Source organism: Alcanivorax sp. (assembly GCF_017794965.1).
In the GTDB taxonomy this organism is placed as follows: domain Bacteria; phylum Pseudomonadota; class Gammaproteobacteria; order Pseudomonadales; family Alcanivoracaceae; genus Alcanivorax.
In genome coordinates, this window is sequence record NZ_CP051240.1 from 1244376 (window position 1) to 1260767 (window position 16392).

Genomic DNA, 16392 nt, shown 5'->3' on the forward strand with positions numbered 1-16392 from the left:
GGACGGGCCCAAAGGGGTGTAACGCGACACCCCTCTGGACTCCCCCGCGCCCCGACTCCGCTCGGCCTGCTCCGCAGGCACACTCCGGTACTCGCCCTGTGACGGACGCAAAAAAGACTCGCTCCGCTCAGACAGGTTTTTTGCTCTTCGCCGTCACAGGGCTGCGTTCCTCGACTCACTCTAACGGGGAAGCTGCGGTGCTGATGGCATTGGCGTTCTTCTCTAGCGCTAACGTTTGAGATAGCTGTAGGAAGTAGCGCAGTGGAGTAACGCATGTCGTGCGGCCCGAAGGGTGAGCGTAGCGAATAACCTGCCTGCAGGCGATCCGAGCCTGGGCGAGGTAATGCGGTGACGCTGACAACGAGCTTATCGAAGGGATAACGCTTTTGGGCACAGCAACGGCGGAGATCGCCTTTCGGCGATTTCCGCCCTACACCTTATGCTGTGGAAAGAAGATTACTGCCCGAGAATAAAGTCCGCGCCTTTTTCCGCAATCATCACCGTCGGCGCATTGGTGTTGCCGCCGATGAGGGTGGGCATGATGGAGGCATCAATGACTCGCAGACCTTCCAGGCCCTGCACGCGCAGCTGGTTGTCCACCACGGCCATGTCGTCGTTACCCATCTTGCAGGTGCCCACCGGGTGGTAGATGTTGTCGCACTTGCGGCGCAGGAAGTCGCGCAGTTCATCGTCGGTCTGCACCTGCTTGCCGGGGAAGATTTCTTCGCCGCGCCACTGTGTGAGGGCATCCTGACCCATGATACGACGCACTTCCTTGAGACCGCGCAGCATGCCTTCCATATCATCCGGGTGTTCCAGGAAGCGAGGATCAATCAGCGCAGGCGAACGCGGGTTGGCATCGCGCAGGGTAATGTTGCCGCGGCTCTTGGGACGCAGGATACACACATGCCCGGAATAACCGTGCCCCATGCTGAAGCCGAGATTCAGGCCATGGTTGTCCAGACGCGCGGCGGTGAGGTGGAGCTGAAGATCAGGGATCGGCTCCTCCGGGCGAGACTTGATGAAGCCACCTGCCTCAGCCACGTTGGAAGTGAGCTGGCCGGTGCGACGGTAGAAGAAATCGAATACCCCTTTCAGACCCGTCATCAACAGGGCCACCGGATCCAGACTGAGGGTGTCCTTTTTAAGACTCTTGTGGACCACCAGCACATCCGGGTGATCCTGCAGGTTTTCACCCACGCCGGGCAGGTCGTGAACCAGCGGGATGTTGTGCTCGGCCAGCTCCGCGGCCGGGCCCACCCCGGACAGTTTCAGTAGCTGGGGAGAGTTGATGGCACCACCGGAAAGCACCACTTCGCGGCTGGCTTTGAGGGTGCGAATCTGACCGTTGTGCTCCACTTCCACACCCACTGCTCGCTTGCCTTCGAACAGCACACGGTTGGCCAGGCAGTTGGTGAGTACCGTCAGATTGGGGCGATCCATGACCGGATGCAGGTAGGCACGGGATACGCCGCAGCGTTCACCGTCCTTCTGGTTGACCTTGTACATGCCAACCCCTTCCTGCACATCATTGTTGAAGTCATCGGTCTGCGGGTGACCGGCTTCCACACCTGCCTTGATAAAGGCGTTACTCACCGGGTGAGTGTAACGCAGGTTGGCAATATTCAGTTTGCCGCCGGTACCGTGAAAGGCGTTTTCGCCATCCTCGTAATGCTCCGAGCGTTTGAATACCGGTAGCACGTCATCATAGCTCCAGCCTTCGTTCCCCAGCTCTGCCCAGTGATCGTAATCCCATTTGTGGCCACGGGTGTAACACATGGCATTGACCGCCGATGACCCGCCCAGGGTCTTGCCGCGAGGAATGTAGATCTGGCGATTGTTGAGGGCTTTTTGCGGTACGGTGTAGTAACGCCAGTTGCGGGCATTGGAGCGCATCATCAGGATGATGCCTGCAGGAATGCGAATAAAAAGGCTGTTGTCCGCGGGGCCGGCTTCCAGCAGGCAGACTCGGTTATCCGGGTTTTCGGAGAGGCGGTTGGCCAGCACACAGCCGGCGGAACCGGCCCCAACAATAATGTAATCGAACTCCATGAATGGCCCTCAGAACGGTGAAAAAGGCGAACAGGGCAGGGCACCGGCAAGACGCAGGCGGATCCTGATTCGCGTAAACATAATGTCTATTTTAGGAAAAAAGCCGATGAAAACGAGGCTTGTGGGCGACCCGGCGGTCGAATGTTTACTTAAAGCGCTATATTTGTCGTTGGCCTTCTGGCCGATGGCGGCGGTTTCACAGGTCCCCGATGGCTGGGAGTCGGTCCAGTTTGACGGCGAGACCCGCTACCAGCTGGAGCAGGGCTGCTGGCAGGCGCAGGCGCAGGACTCGGCGTCCGGTCTGGCGCGGCGCGAGGAAATTGATCTTCACGACACGCCTTATCTGCACTGGCAGTGGCAGTCCCCGACGCCCCCTGACTGGTCCGGGCAGGATGAGCAAAGTCGTGCCGGGGATGATTTTGTGGCTCGGGTCTACGTGATCAAGGAGGGCTGGCTGCCATGGCAAAGCCGTGCCATCAATTATGTTTGGTCCCGTCAGTATCCGGCGGGAACTCACTGGCCCAATCCGTTTGCCAGCCAGGCTCACATGGTGGTGGTGCAGGGACCGCAAGGGCAGGGGGAGTGGCATTCGTTTACTCGAGATGTGCGTGAAGATTTTCGTCGTTATCACGCTATGGACGTGGACCGCATCGACGCGGTGGCGATCATGACCGATACCGATAACACCGGGGCAACGGTATCCGCCTGTTACCGGCTACCCGTCTTTCAGGCCCGGCCATAAGCGCCGGGTTGCGGTAAACCATGAGAGCTGGTTATTATTTAAGCGTCTGTGGTTAGCCTGTCGCGGCAGGTTAACCACAGATTCCACAGCAAAGGCATGGCGATAGTGTTGTTCGGTTTGCAACGACCAGGCTCTCCCTCCCCAGACACTGTCTGCCGGCTTTCTTGTCTCCGCTTCTACAGTTTCTCAGGTTCCGGTTGTCGCCGAACCGTCATCGCTTCAAGCGTAATATCCCGATCACAGCGTAACGGCAGTGGAGAGCTTGCCCATGAGTGAACGCATCCTGCGGTTGGACAAGGGGGGGACCCCGATTGAATGGCTGGACTGGCAAATGGCGGCGACGCTGTATGCCCGGGGACTGGTTACCTGGACATTGGGGGAGGTGATCTATCGGCCACGGGGCGGGATCTGCCGCCATTCCGGGGAGCGCTCTTCCCTGGAATTGCACTCGATCATTGCCTGTGATGGCGTGATTCATGGTCACCAGCGTCCTGCGCCGCCGTTAACCAACCGGGCGCTTTTCCGCCGCGACCAGCAGCTCTGTCTGTACTGTGGCAAGCCTTTTACGGAACGCGACCTGACCCGGGATCACATCGTGCCCACATCCAGGGGGGGCAGGGATATCTGGTCAAACGTGGTGTCCGCCTGCCGTCGCTGTAACCAGCGAAAAGGAAACCGGCGGCTGGATGACATCGATATGGACTTGTTGGCGTTGCCCTACGTGCCGAATATGGCCGAGTATCTGGCGCTGATAAACAGTCACCGCATCCGTGGCGATCAGATGGAATTTTTGCGAACACAGTTCGGTAAAGAAAGCCGCCTGTTGTAAATTTTTTTGTAAAATTAAGTAGTTAAGCGCAATTTTTACCAGTTAAACCGCCATTTTGCCTCTTTGTTCACTGCTTGTTGATGTATAAAGCCCATTGTAGTTGTGTTTTTACGACGGGGTGCTCATTTGACGGGTCGACTGGTCTTTCTTTTATTCAGTCTTGTGCTTGCGATATCTGCGCGGGCAGCGCCCACCGGGCCGGCGGCAGCCTTTTATTATGGCCCGGATATTCCCTGGCGTGATCTTTCCGTTTACGACTTCCCGGTGGTAGAGGCCGCCCAGGCCAAGGGCGTGCCCGCACGGTATCGCGACCAGCACTTTTATGCCTACGTCAGTCTGGGTGAGGCGCTGCCGCAACGCCCCTATTTTTCCCGTATCCAGCCAGAGTGGCGGTTGGGCAAAAATACGGCTTGGGGATCCTGGGTGCTGGATCAGTCCCAGCCCGCGTTGAGAGACCTGTTTGTTGATGAGGTTTTCACTCCCTTGTGGGAGGCGGGCTACCGCGGTTTCTTTCTGGACACCCTGGACAGCTATCAGCTTGGCGTGAGTGATGAGGCCGGCCGCAAGGTACAGAGAGAGGGGCTGATTGCCCTTATCAACCAGGTCGCCGAACGTTACCCGGATGCCCGGTTCATCTTTAATCGGGGATTTGAGCTGATGCCGGGCATTGACGCCCAGGTGGACGCCATTGCAGCAGAGTCGCTTTACCAGCGCTGGGTGCAGGAGAAGCAGGGTTATCAGGCCGTGCCGGAAACGGATCGGGCCTGGTTACTGGGGCAGTTTGATGAAGCGAGACAACGTTATGGGGTGGAGGGCATTGCGATTGATTATGCGCCTCCCTCTGATCGCGAACGTGCCCGTGCACTGGCTGAAAAAATCGCAGCACACGATTTAATCCCCTGGGTCACTAATCCCGAAATTGACGGCATGGGGGTGGGGATTCGTGAAGTCATTCCCCGTGATGTGCTGCTGATTCATGGTGGCAGTGAAGATCGGCTCTGGGAGCATGCCGATGCGGTGCGATACGGGCTCATGCCATTGCAGTTTCAGGGGCTGGTGCCGGAGATTCGTGAGGTCAGCGAAAGCATGCCGGCAGGTCAATTGCGTGGCCGCTATGCGGGCATCGTGGTGTGGCTTGAAAAGGACGGCATCACCTCACCGGCCTTCGAGCAATGGCTGGTTCGCCAGCGGGAGGCCGGGGTGCCCATTGCCATGATCGGTTTTCCGGCCATTGATCCCCTGGGGCCCAACGGCAACCTGTTCGGTTTTCAGGGGCGTCCCACTCCCCAGGCGCTGCCCCGGATCGTCGCCGAGCATCCCGCCATGGGCTTCGAAGCGCCGCTGCCGGCGTTTCTCCCCGTGGGAGAGGCTCTGCATAACACCCAGGTCACTACCCCATGGCTGGAACTGGTTTCTGATGGCCAGCAATACACTCCGGTGGCGATGACGGAGTGGGGCGGCTATGCCATGCAGCCTTACGTGATCCGGTCCGCGTTGCCCACGGTTGACGGCAAGGGGATGGAACGCTGGATGTTCAACCCGCTGACCTTTGTTCGCTCGGCCTTGCGCTTGCCGGCCATGCCAATTCCGGATGTGACCACAGAAAACGGGCGGCGATTGGGCTTTGCCCACATGGATGGTGACGGTTTTCCCAGTCTGGCCGAGGTGCAGGACTACCAGGGCCAGGCTGATGCCCGTGTCCTGCTGGAAGAAATCCTGAAAAAGTTTGATTTGCCCACCACTATCTCCGTGATTGAAGGTGAAGTGTCCTCCCAGGGCCTGTATCCAGACCAGGCCGAGGATCTGCAGAACATTGCCCGGGAAATGTATACGCTGGACCATGTGGAAGCGGCGACCCATACCTATTCTCATCCGTTCTTCTGGTATGACGCCCAGCAGAATCCGGACTCATTGTTCGGCCCCGAAGGGCAGCTGCGTTTGCCGATTCCCGAATACAGCATGACACCGGAAAGGGAGGTGGCAGGTTCTGCCCGTTATATTGACGAGAATTTGCTGCCGCCCGGGAAGAAAACCGAGCTGGTGTTGTGGAGTGGCGACACCATACCCACGCCAGAAGCGCTGGCGGTGGCCAGGGAAAGTGGCCTGCTTAACATGAATGGCAGTGATACGGTCATTACCCGCAGCTCGCCCACCTGGACGCTGATCAAGGGCATTGGTATTCCCAAAGGGGAGGAGTACCAGGTGTACGCGCCCAACCAGAACGAGAACATTTACACCCATGAATGGACCGGGCCCTTTTACGGTTTCGAGCGTGTGATCGAAACCTTCGAACTCACCGAGACCCCGCACCGTTTCAAGCCGGTGGATGTCTACTATCACACCTACATCGCCAGCAAGAACGCCTCGCTGGAATCCTTGCGCAAGGTATACCAGTGGGCCGAGGAGCAACCCCTGTTCCCCCTGTTTGCCTCTGAATACGTTCGCAAGGTGCTGGATTTCAATCATATGGCCATTGCCCGTGAAGGTGACCGGTGGCTGGTCCGTGGTGATGGCGAGTTACGTACCTTGCGTTTGCCGGAGGGTACCGGTTTGCCGGATATGGCAACCAGCCAGGGGGTGGCGGGTTACCGGGAAGACAAGCCCGGACGCTACCTGCACCTCAGCGGCGCCACCGCCAGCTGGCAAGAAGGGGAGAGTGCCCGTCCGTATCTTCAGCAGGCCAATGGTCGTCTCACCGCCTTTGCGCAGCAGGATACGGGGCTGCAGTTTTCCCTGCGCGGTTACACCGAGCTGGAGTTTGCCATTGGCAATGCCTCTGGCTGCGTTCTGACTCAGGCGGGCCAGCGTCTGAATCCGCAGCGTCGCGAAGAGGGTGTCCACTATTTCAGGAGTGCGAAGCATGAGCTCGTTGAGCTACGGCTACAATGTTCGCAATGATCGCCTCCGGGTAATGGGGCTGCATGAGCTGTTGGCATTTTTGCTGTTGATTGCGGTGGTGTGCTGGATGATTTTCCCGCGGGAACTGTCCACTTCACTGCGAAGCGCCCGACTGGATGCGGTGACACTGAGCTATATGCAAGCCTGGCTCAAGGCCAAGCCGGATGATGATGAGTTGCGGCTGTTGCTGGCCAGAGAACTGATCATGCTGGGCCACTTCACGGAAGCCGAAGCTCAACTCAGCATCATTGAACGTGACGGACACTCGCATGGCACGGAAGTCGCCTGGCTGCGGCTGAAGCAGGACTTCAGCCGGCTGATGGCGATTGTGCCGGAAAACCGCGACGGCACCATGTTGCAGTATCAGACCATTGGGCGCATTCAGGCCATGGACCGGGATGCGCTTACGCTGGAGCAACAGGAAGAGCTGGCCGGGATGGCCATGGCCGTCAATGAATCCGATATTGCTGCCGAAACCTACACGCGGATTGCCCGTGAGGGGCGGCAGCCCGATCTCTGGCATGAGCGCGCGGCCCGGGTCTATCTTGCCAATGGTGATTACCAACAGGCGTCACAAGCCTGGGTTCGGGCCATGGCAGTGAGCAACGCCGAAGACCAGCGCAAGGCGTACTTCCTGTCTGCTATTGCTGCGCTGGAAGCGGGAAGCTTTCATGATGATGCCCTCTCACTGGCGGCGCGCCGCGAAGCCCCGTTTCTGCATGACAAGGCCGTGCTGTATCGGCTGATGCTACTGGCACAGGCCGGAGGCGACATGTCGCGTGCGCAGCGCTACGGGATCCTGCTGCTCAATCTGCCTGGGGCGAGGCAGTTGCGATGAGGCGAGCATTAGTGACCGGCTTGCTGTTAACCGGACTGGCCCAGGCTCAGCCGCCCGCGCCCTATGTGGAAAACTATTATGACCGCAGCTATCAGGTGTTCGTGGGCGCAGGTAACTTGCTGCGGGCGCGCCAGGTGGTGGAAAACGCGCTTTACTGGCACCCGCAGGATATTCGCTGGCTGGAGCGCCTTGCCCAGGTCGCGCAGTGGCAAGGGGATTTTCAGAGCTCACTGAGGGCCTGGCAACGTATTGCTACCCTCACGGACGCCCCTGAAGCCTGGTCCGCAGTGCTGCGCCTTGCGCCATCCACTTACAACAACCGTTTGATCATGCAGGCACGCAAGCAGTCCCTGCGAGAGAGGCCGTATGACGCCGCCCTGATTCACGACATTGCGCGGCAGTATGAATTACTGGGTAAACCGGATGAGGGGATTGCCTTTCTGCGTGACTGGCAACGTCGATATCCCAGCCGCACGGTACTGCGCGAGATGCAGCAGCTTGCCCTGAACAGTGGGGATGACCCGCTGGCCGTGGCGATCGCCCGCGAGTATGCCGATGCCTATGGTCCGGAAACCAACATGGCGCTGGAGGCCTCCCGATTGTTGTGGCTGCAGGGGGAGAGGGAGCAGGCCCTGGACATGCTGCAAGAGGATGCCAGTGGGCTGGAGTATGACCCCCGGGTTGCCCGGCAGATGGCGGTGATGTCAGCAGAGCTGGGGCGCTGGGATCCCGCCATTCAGCATTATGAGACGCTGGTGCGCCAGGACGATGACACCATTAATGATCTTTACATGTTCATCAACCTGTTACGGTATTTTGATCGCGACAGGATGACCGCGTTGATGGATCGCGCCTGGCACAAGCTGGATGATCCGGAAATGGCCATGGCCGTGCTCTTCGCCTTGCAAAACCGGGGCGAGTATCAATCCATTGATGCGTTTCTGGCGCGAATGTCACCGCAACAGCGGCAGATTCTTGAGCAGAACCCCGCGTTCCTGCGTTTCATGTCCAACTTGCAACTGCGCGAGGCGCGCCATGATCAAGCACGGCATTCGCTGCGACGGGCGCTCTATCTGGCCCCGGATAATCGTGACTCTCGCATCAGCTGGCTATGGTTGAATGTGGCCGTCGGCGATCAGGATGTGCTGCGTCGCAGTATCCTGCGCTGGCAGGATGACGCTCGCCGGGATAGCCGTTACTGGGAAGCGTTTTCTGCCGCCCACCTTCAGCTGGGTGAGCCGGAGGCCGCACTGCGTTATCAGCGCGCCTTGCTGGAACGCAATCCCGAAGACTGGCTGACACAATGGAATTATGCCCAGACGCTTTTTGCCGCTGGTCGAGAGGATCAGGCCTGGCCGGTGCTTCGCAAACTCTGGCGGGATCGGCCTTCACAGGCTCCGCAAGCGCGAAAGACCGAATACCAGTTCATGATGCTGACCCTGAGCCGGTTCTTTGAAAACGGAGATGCGTCTCTGGCCCGTGCTGACAAGGTGGCCCGCAGCGTCCAGGCATTGCCGCCGGCCACCCGGGCTGAATGGTTGGCGCAGTGGTCCCTGCTGCAGACCAGCAATGAACTGGCCCAGGCCTGGTATCTGCAGAAGTACCAGGCGGATGGCGAGCTTCAGTCAGGCTCCGCGCTGGCCTATGCTGCCCTGCAGGATGATCAGGATAGCGTGGCCCGTGTGCGTGAAGAATATGGCTCGCAATTGACGCTCAGCGAGCAGCTGGATACCCAGCTGCGTCTGGATGAAGAACGTGCTGCCGCAGCAACCCTGATGGCGATGCAGGAAGGCGCCCCGGAGTTGGCGGGCAGTGTGCTGACCCAGGAAAGCCTGCTGCTACCCTCGGCCCGTTCCACTGGACTTGGGTTCGAACAACGGCGTCTGGGGGCGCTGGATATTCAGGATTGGCAGTTCAAGCAATACCAGCCTGTCAGTGATCACAGTGAACTGGTGTTGCAGCTGGATCGTCGCCAGTTCAGCAGCAATGACGAGACCTTGCTGGTGGTGGACGATGATGAGCAACGTGTTGGGCTGTTTTGGAACTACCAACGTCAACGCTACCGGCATTCACTGTTTGTCGGCCAGCGGGATCTGCTGGATAACCAGGAAACCATGGCCGCGCTGGAACTGGGCGCCAACTGGAATGCGGACTGGTCCGGCACGCTGGATTACCAGTGGCGAATGCCGTCCGATGAATCATCCCTGCTGTTGCTGGGTGGCTCCCGCACTGGCCCCCGCTATGCGCTGAACTGGTCTCCCATGGCAACATGGCAGAACAGCGTGGATCTGGCGGATTACCAGTACCATGACCTCAATGACCAGACGCTGGGGGCAGGGCGCATCACGAATCTGCAGAGTAGCTGGCGGCCCTGGTTGTCACGTTTGTCACCCGGCGTTCGTCTGCGCCATACCCGCGCCGACTTTGATGAAGAACGGGAAAGCATGGACGAGGTGAAGGCTTTGTTGCCGCCTGGCCAGCCGGCTACTGCCATTCCCGAGGATTACCATGAATCCGAGCTGTCATTGCTGATTGGCATGCCAGACGTGCATATACGTCCGCACCGCTTGCAGGGATGGGCGGAGATTGGTTACAGCCATAACAGTCTCTCCGGCGATGGTTTCACCGGACGCGCAGGCATTGAAGGGCCACTGATCGGTCGCGATGGCTGGAAGCTGTACCTGGAGCGACAACTGAACACGGGCGGTAGCGGTGAAGACAGCTACCGGGCTGCACTGGAATACAGGATTTATTACTAGGAGAGAATCCATGAGAGTACTGATCTCAGCGTTGCTGCTGGTCGCCCTGACGGGTTGCACCCATGTGCGCAGCACCCAGGACGTTAGCCTGTCCGGGGAAGGCACCTGGCTGGTACTGCCGCTGACCAATCGCACGGCCACCCCGCAAGCGGGTTTGCGTGCGGCAGCCATCGTCGAGTCGGTGCTGTTCCGGCATGGCGTGCAGGCGGTGGATGCCTATCCAGACAGTGATAATGATGGTGTCCTGTTTGAAGCGTCTTCGCCGGGCAGCCGCGACAAGATGAAACAGTGGGTGAGTACCCGCAACGGTAACTACGTGGTGTCCGGTGTGGTACATGAGTGGCGCTACAAGACCGGCGTGGATGGCGAGCCTGCAGTGGGCGTCATGCTGGAAATCCGTGAGCTGCCGTCGGGCAATATTGTCTATAGCGGCACCGGTTCACGGGCGGGATGGGCCCGCGACTCACTCAGTGAAACCGGGCAGAAAGTCATCGATAAACTGCTCAAACCGGTGATCGACTGATGCTGGAGCGGATCGGCAGCGGCAAACTGGCGGCATGGCTGGCACCGGCAAAAGGTGTCGGCTGGTCAGTGTTCGAAACCCTGGTGCTGCTGGTGGCAGCGATCGCTGTGGGGATCTGGCTGCGCCCGCTTGATCCGCTCGCGCTGGACGCCAATTTCCGCTGGATTCTGCTGGTCCCGATTCTGCTGGCGCTACGTTACGGCAGTTTGCTAGGCGTGTTCGCCATGTTGTGCCTGATCGGTTCGTGGTTTGTGCTGCAATTTCTCGGTTATTACATCGGTCTGCGGTTCCCGGAAGGGCTCATGCTGGGTGGCTTTGTGATCACCCTGATCGCCGGGGAATTTGCTGATCTTTGGCGTGTGCGACTGATGCGTTCTGACAGTGCCGCCAGTTATGCACTGGAGCGATTGCAGAACCTGACCCAGCGCTATGTGTTGTTGCGTCTTTCCCATGACCGGTTGGAAGAGAATCTGCTGATCAAGCCCTACACGGTGCGCGATGCGCTGACTCGCTTGCGTGATCTGACCCTGGAGGAAAGTGAAACGGTCACGCTGCCGGCATCGGATGATTTGATGAGCTTGCTGGCGGAGTACTGTCATTTGCAGCGGGCGGCCATTTATCCGGTCTCCGGGGATCAGGTAATCGATACGCCTGCGGCGGTGCTGGGGGAGTGCAAACCACTGGAGCAGGACAACGCATTGCTGGCCTACGCCTTGGACAGCCAGACCCTGGCGCACGTTCAGCAGAGTGAGCATGATGATGTGTACCATGGCCTGTATCTGGTTGTGGCGCCGGTGCTCAGCAGCTCCGGTGAGATCAACGGCGTGCTGGTGATCGAACGCATGCCATTTTTGTCCATCAATTATGAGAATCTGCAGCTACTGTCCGTGCTGCTGAATTTCTATGCCGATGTGGTGCTCAGCGGAACGGATGCCCGTTTGCTGCTTGACCGCTGGCCGGAGCTGCCTTTCCGCATGGCCAGTGAGATGGTCGCACTGACACGTCTGCGCAAGGATGTGCGTGTTGAGAATTCCCTGACTCTGTTCATCGCAGATGACAGTGAGCAGGCAGGCCTGATTCTGGACGCGCTGGCCCGTGGCATGCGTAGCCTGGATCTTGCCTGGTGGATCAATGACCGGGTGTTGCTGATGATGATGCCGATGACCGGTGAATCCGGCCTGGAAGGCTTTATCATGCGTACTGATAACTGGCTGCAGGATGAATTCGCCTTCATGAGTCTGCGCCAGGCGGGGGTGCAATTCTTTTATCGGCACATGGATGGCCGCGACGCCGAAACCCAGCTGGCTGAATTGCTGGAGGCAGCGGGTGTCTAGCCTCAAGCTGCTGATCTATGCGATCTCGGCAGAGTTGGGGTCGCTATTGTTGTTGCTCAGTGAGAAGACCTCGCTGGGACTCTTCCTGCTTTATCTCACGTCTCACGGGCTGGCTTCTGCCCTGATGACGGTGGTGGCCTGGGGTGTGCTGCCTTCCCGTTTCCGCACTCCCAAAGTAGCGTCTTGGCTGTTGATCTTCGGGTTCGCATTTTTTATTCCAGCCATTGGTTTGCTGACCCTGTTAAGTGGGGTGCTGCTCGGTGTCTGGCTGCCCAACAGCCTGCGACAGCAGCCGTTTGCGCTGGTTGCCCAGCCATACTTTACCCCCGTGCAGGCTAAACCCGGCAGCGGCTTTCGGCAGATTGATCTCAAGTTGTTGCTGTCCAGCGATGACGCTCCTGATGCCTTGCGGGTTCAGGGCATGCTGGTGCTCAAGGACATGCCGGCCAGGGTCACAGGCAAGCTGTTGCGTGAATCCCTTGGTGACAGTTTTGAAGATGTGCGGTTGCTGTCCTACGGGATTCTGGATCAGAAGGAAAAAGTGATCACCCGTGATATCGACCGCGCTACGCAATTGCTCGAACGAGCGAAAGAGTCACGGCGCTATGGGTTGGCCCGACGATTGTCGGAGCTCTACTGGGAACTAAATTATCAGGATCTGGTGCGCGGTGACATTCGCCGTATTACTTTGGAGAAGGCCGCTTTTTATGCGGATATGGCTCTGATGGAAGCGCCCCAGGATGCGGGGCTGTGGCTGTTGCGTGGCCGTATTCTACTGGCCCAGGAAAACCTGGCCGAAGCCCAGCAATCACTGGTGTTTGCCCGTCGCCTTGGTCTTTCCGCCAACCTGGTGAATCCCTGGCTTGCGGAAATTGCCCTGCAGCGCTGTCAGTTCATTCTGGTCAAACGCCTGATGGGGGAAATTTCCGACGACAGTCAGTTCACCAATCTGAATAAATCCGTTGAATACTGGAGTGATCATGGGGTTTCCCACCGCCGACAAGGCTGATATCTGTCTGCTGCTGGAAGGGACCTTTCCCTATGTCAGTGGTGGCGTGTCCAGCTGGGTGAACCAGATCATTCGCGGGTTCCCGGAATATACCTTTGCCTGCTGTTTCATCGGCAGTCGCCCGGAAGACTATGGTGAAATGAAGTATGAGCTTCCGGACAATGTGGTGCATCTGGAAGTGCATTATCTTCATAACTTCAAACGTGGCGCCGAGAAAAAGCCGCTAAAAGGAAACCCCAAGGCCTTCCGGAAAGTCCGCCAGTTTCATGAACTGGTAAAGAATGGTGACGATAACCATCGCAAGGCCGAGTTGTTCGAATACATGGTCAACAATCTTGGCGATGGGCAGGCCTATTCCGAAGAGGCATTTCTGCATAGCCGTGCCAGCTGGGATTACATCTCACGGGCCTACCGTGAGAACAGCCGTGACCCCTCCTTTGTGGATTATTTCTGGACCGTGCGCATCATGCACGCGCCGATCTGGGTGCTGGATGACATTGCCAGGAATCTGATTCCGGCAAAGATGTACCACACCATTTCTACAGGCTATGCGGGCCTGCTCGGGGCGATGCTCAAGCGTCGTTATGGCAAGCCCCTTTTGTTGTCCGAGCATGGCATCTATACCAAGGAAAGGAAGATCGATCTGTTTCAGAGTGAATGGATCAGTGATAACCGGGGTCTGGTAGAAAAGAATAATGCGGAGATGGCATATTTCCGCGAGAAATGGGTGAACTTCTTTACCGAACTTGGCAAGGCCTGCTATCAGGCTTCGGACCGGATCGTGGCGTTGTATGAGCGGAACCGGGAGCGTCAGGTTGATGATGGTGCCCCCATCGAACGCACCATGAATATTCCCAACGGCATCGATTTGCCCCGTATGCAGAAAGTGCGGGCAGCGCGGCAGTCCGGAGTACCCAAGGTGGCCTGTCTGTTGGGGCGGGTGGTGCCTATCAAGGATGTGAAAACCTTTCTGCGTGCCATGCGCACACTGGTCAATGAGATTCCTGATGCGGAAGGCTGGATTGCGGGCCCCGAAGATGAAGACAAGGACTATGCCCGGGAGTGCCATGGTCTGGTGGCGAGTCTGGGACTGGAAAAGAATGTGAAGTTCCTCGGTTTCCAGAAAATCGATGAATTGTTGCCCAAGGTGGGCGTCATGGTGTTGAGCTCCATCAGTGAGGCACTGCCGTTGGTGATCCTGGAAGGCTTTGCTGCCGGTGTGCCCACGGTGTCCACCGATGTGGGTTCCTGTCGCCAGTTGATCGAAGGGCTCGGCCCGGAGGATGAAGCCTTTGGCAAGGCTGGCGATGTGGTCGGTATTGCCGACCCGGAGGCACTGGGACAGGCGGTGGCAAGGTTGCTGTCGGATGAGCAGGCCTGGTACCAGGCCCAGCAAGCGGGTATTCGTCGCGTGGAGGCACTGTACACCCAGGAAATGATGTTTGGCGCTTACCGTGAGTTGTACCAGTCATTGATTGCACGCAGCGAATCAGCGCAACCACAGGGGAGGGGGCGCTAATGGCGGGTATCGGTTTCGAGCTTCGCAAACTGCTGCGCAAGGATACCTTGCTGGGGCTGATCCGGGCCTATACCTATGCCGGGGTAATCAGCTCGGGGCCCTGGGTGCTGTCGATCATTGGCATCCTGATCATCGGTATTTTCAGTCTGGGCATGGTGGTGCCGGATGCCGGCGTCACCCAGTTCCAGGTCACGGTTACCTATCTGATTGCGCTCAGTCTGGTGCTCACCGGTGCGGTGCAACTGGCTTTTACCCGGTTCTGTGCTGACCGCTCTTTTGAGCACCGGGAAGACCTGATTCTGCCCAACTTTGGTGGCGTGACAGTGCTGGTCACCATGCTCTCGGGGCTGCTTGCCATGGCGGTGGCCCTGTTCCTGTTTCCCGCGCAAAGCATTCTTTACCGGGCCTTGCTGGTGGCCTGTTTTGTTGTGCTGTGTAACATCTGGATTGCCACCGTATTTCTTTCCGGCATGAAACAGTACAAGGCCATTTTGTGGCTGTATGCACTGGGCTACGGGATTACTGTGGTGGCCGCTCTGTTGCTGCGTTTCCTGGATCTTGAAGGGCTGCTGCTGGGCTTTCTGCTGGGGCAGGTTACCCTGCTTGGTGGCATGCTGGTGCTGATCATTCGCGGCTACCCGGCCAAGTCCATCGTCTCATTCGAGATGTTCTCGGGTAAATACCTGTATCCCTCCCTGATGCTGGTGGGCTTTTTCTACAATGCCGGGGTCTGGGCGGACAAGGCCATGTTCTGGTTCTACTCCGGGACTGGCAGTGACGTGATTGGCCCGCTGCGGGCGTCGCTGATCTACGACATTCCGGTGTTTCTGTCCTACCTGTCGCTGATTCCCGGGATGGCAGTGTTCCTGGTCCGCATGGAAACCGACTTTGTGGAACACTACAGCAATTTCTATGATGCGGTCCGCGACGGCGGCTCACTGTCCTATATTGAAGACCAGCGAAACCAGATGGTGTTTGTGATTCGCCAGGGGATCTTCCAAATACTCAAGATCCAGGCGATTTCAGCACTGGTGCTGATGGTGACCGGTGCGCAGATCTTTGCCGCGTTGGGTATCTCCGACCTGTATCTGCCGCTGTTGAAAGTACAGCTGATTGCCACCGCGCTGCAGGTGGTGTTTCTCGCCGTGATCAATGTGTTCTGTTATCTGGACCAGCGCCGCATGCTGGTACTCCTTACCGGGCTGTTCCTGGTTCTGAATATTCTCTTTACCGGTATCAGTCTCTACCTGGGGCCCCAGTTCTTTGGCTTCGGTTTTCTGCTGGCGCTGGCGGTGTGTGTGCTGCTGGGTTTGTGGTTGGTGAACCGCAAGATGAGTGAGCTGGAGTACATCACGTTCATGCTGCATTGATGCCTTGATGCATTGATGCAGCACGCAGCACGCATCACGCAACATGCCAAACCTTTCGTCTGCAAGCAGACTCCCACAAAAACCACCCCTGGGTATCACTCCGGGTGGCTTTTGATCTCTCTCGCAGCTTGAAGCTCGCAGCTCGCAGCTCCAATTGCGGTGGAACCACCGCTCCTACAAAAGCCGGGGAGGGTTGCCTGGCTCTGGTTTTAATGTGGGAGCTTGCTTGCAAGCGAATGGGCAAACATTTCGGCTGCAGGCAGACTCCCACTGTATGCTCCACCCGATTGTTCTTGCGTGGTGCATGTTGCGTGTTGCGTGAAGCAGCCGCAGAGCGGCCAACGAGCGGCCAAAAAAACGGCGCCCAGAGGGCGCCGATAATAGTTTGGCTCGGGAGAGCTACACGGAGCGAACTCCGCAGTCGATGGATGGGACCTCATCGACACAGTCATTATGTGGACACATGTTCGCATTCACATTCGCCATAAAGACTTTTCGTTTGGCTCCTTAGGTCAATAA

General features: G+C 58.0%; 11 protein-coding genes. 10 read left to right on the plus strand and 1 reads right to left on the minus strand.

Annotated features, from left to right (window positions below):
• Nucleotides 1-456 precede the first annotated feature (456 nt).
• Nucleotides 457-2052: a choline dehydrogenase gene (locus HF945_RS05590; RefSeq protein WP_290524759.1), complete on the minus strand. Its 1596-nt coding sequence runs from the start codon at nt 2050-2052 to the stop codon at nt 457-459.
• A 106-nt stretch (nt 2053-2158) separates the two neighbouring features.
• On the opposite strand from HF945_RS05590, the gene HF945_RS05595 reads away from it, so the two are divergent.
• From HF945_RS05595 to pelG, 10 genes are all read left to right on the plus strand, one after another.
• Nucleotides 2159-2794 carry a DUF3047 domain-containing protein gene (locus HF945_RS05595; RefSeq protein WP_290524760.1) on the plus strand — a complete coding sequence of 212 codons (636 nt, stop codon included), beginning with the start codon at nt 2159-2161 and terminating at the stop codon, nt 2792-2794.
• A 268-nt stretch (nt 2795-3062) separates the two neighbouring features.
• Nucleotides 3063-3623 carry an HNH endonuclease gene (locus HF945_RS05600; RefSeq protein ID WP_290524761.1) on the plus strand — a complete coding sequence of 187 codons (561 nt, stop codon included), beginning with the start codon at nt 3063-3065 and terminating at the stop codon, nt 3621-3623.
• A gap of 126 nt (nt 3624-3749) precedes the next feature.
• Nucleotides 3750-6521 carry an endo alpha-1,4 polygalactosaminidase gene (locus HF945_RS05605; protein WP_290524762.1) on the plus strand — a complete coding sequence of 924 codons (2772 nt, stop codon included), beginning with the start codon at nt 3750-3752 and terminating at the stop codon, nt 6519-6521.
• Nucleotides 6484-7359 carry a hypothetical protein gene (locus tag HF945_RS05610; protein WP_290524763.1) on the plus strand — a complete coding sequence of 292 codons (876 nt, stop codon included), beginning with the start codon at nt 6484-6486 and terminating at the stop codon, nt 7357-7359. Before HF945_RS05605 ends, HF945_RS05610 begins: the two co-directional genes overlap by 38 nt.
• Nucleotides 7356-10118 (plus strand): tetratricopeptide repeat protein, encoded by a 2763-nt coding sequence (locus HF945_RS05615; protein WP_290524764.1) that lies wholly within the window; start codon nt 7356-7358, stop codon nt 10116-10118. The genes HF945_RS05610 and HF945_RS05615 overlap by 4 nt, the downstream gene beginning before the upstream one ends.
• 10 nt (nt 10119-10128) lie before the next feature.
• Nucleotides 10129-10641, plus strand: a complete 513-nt coding sequence (locus HF945_RS05620) for a hypothetical protein (protein WP_290524765.1) — start codon at nt 10129-10131, stop codon at nt 10639-10641.
• Entirely contained in the window at nt 10641-11975 is a 1335-nt protein-coding gene (locus HF945_RS05625) for a PelD GGDEF domain-containing protein (RefSeq protein ID WP_290524766.1), read from the plus strand. Before HF945_RS05620 ends, HF945_RS05625 begins: the two co-directional genes overlap by 1 nt.
• The gene (locus HF945_RS05630) at nt 11968-12984 is read left to right on the plus strand and encodes a hypothetical protein (protein WP_290524767.1); all 1017 of its coding nucleotides are present in this window, start codon (nt 11968-11970) and stop codon (nt 12982-12984) included. The genes HF945_RS05625 and HF945_RS05630 overlap by 8 nt, the downstream gene beginning before the upstream one ends.
• Nucleotides 12956-14503, plus strand: a complete 1548-nt coding sequence (pelF, locus tag HF945_RS05635) for a GT4 family glycosyltransferase PelF (RefSeq protein ID WP_290524768.1) — start codon at nt 12956-12958, stop codon at nt 14501-14503. Before HF945_RS05630 ends, pelF begins: the two co-directional genes overlap by 29 nt.
• Nucleotides 14503-15873 carry an exopolysaccharide Pel transporter PelG gene (gene pelG / locus HF945_RS05640; protein ID WP_290524769.1) on the plus strand — a complete coding sequence of 457 codons (1371 nt, stop codon included), beginning with the start codon at nt 14503-14505 and terminating at the stop codon, nt 15871-15873. Before pelF ends, pelG begins: the two co-directional genes overlap by 1 nt.
• Nucleotides 15874-16392: the final 519 nt, after the last annotated feature.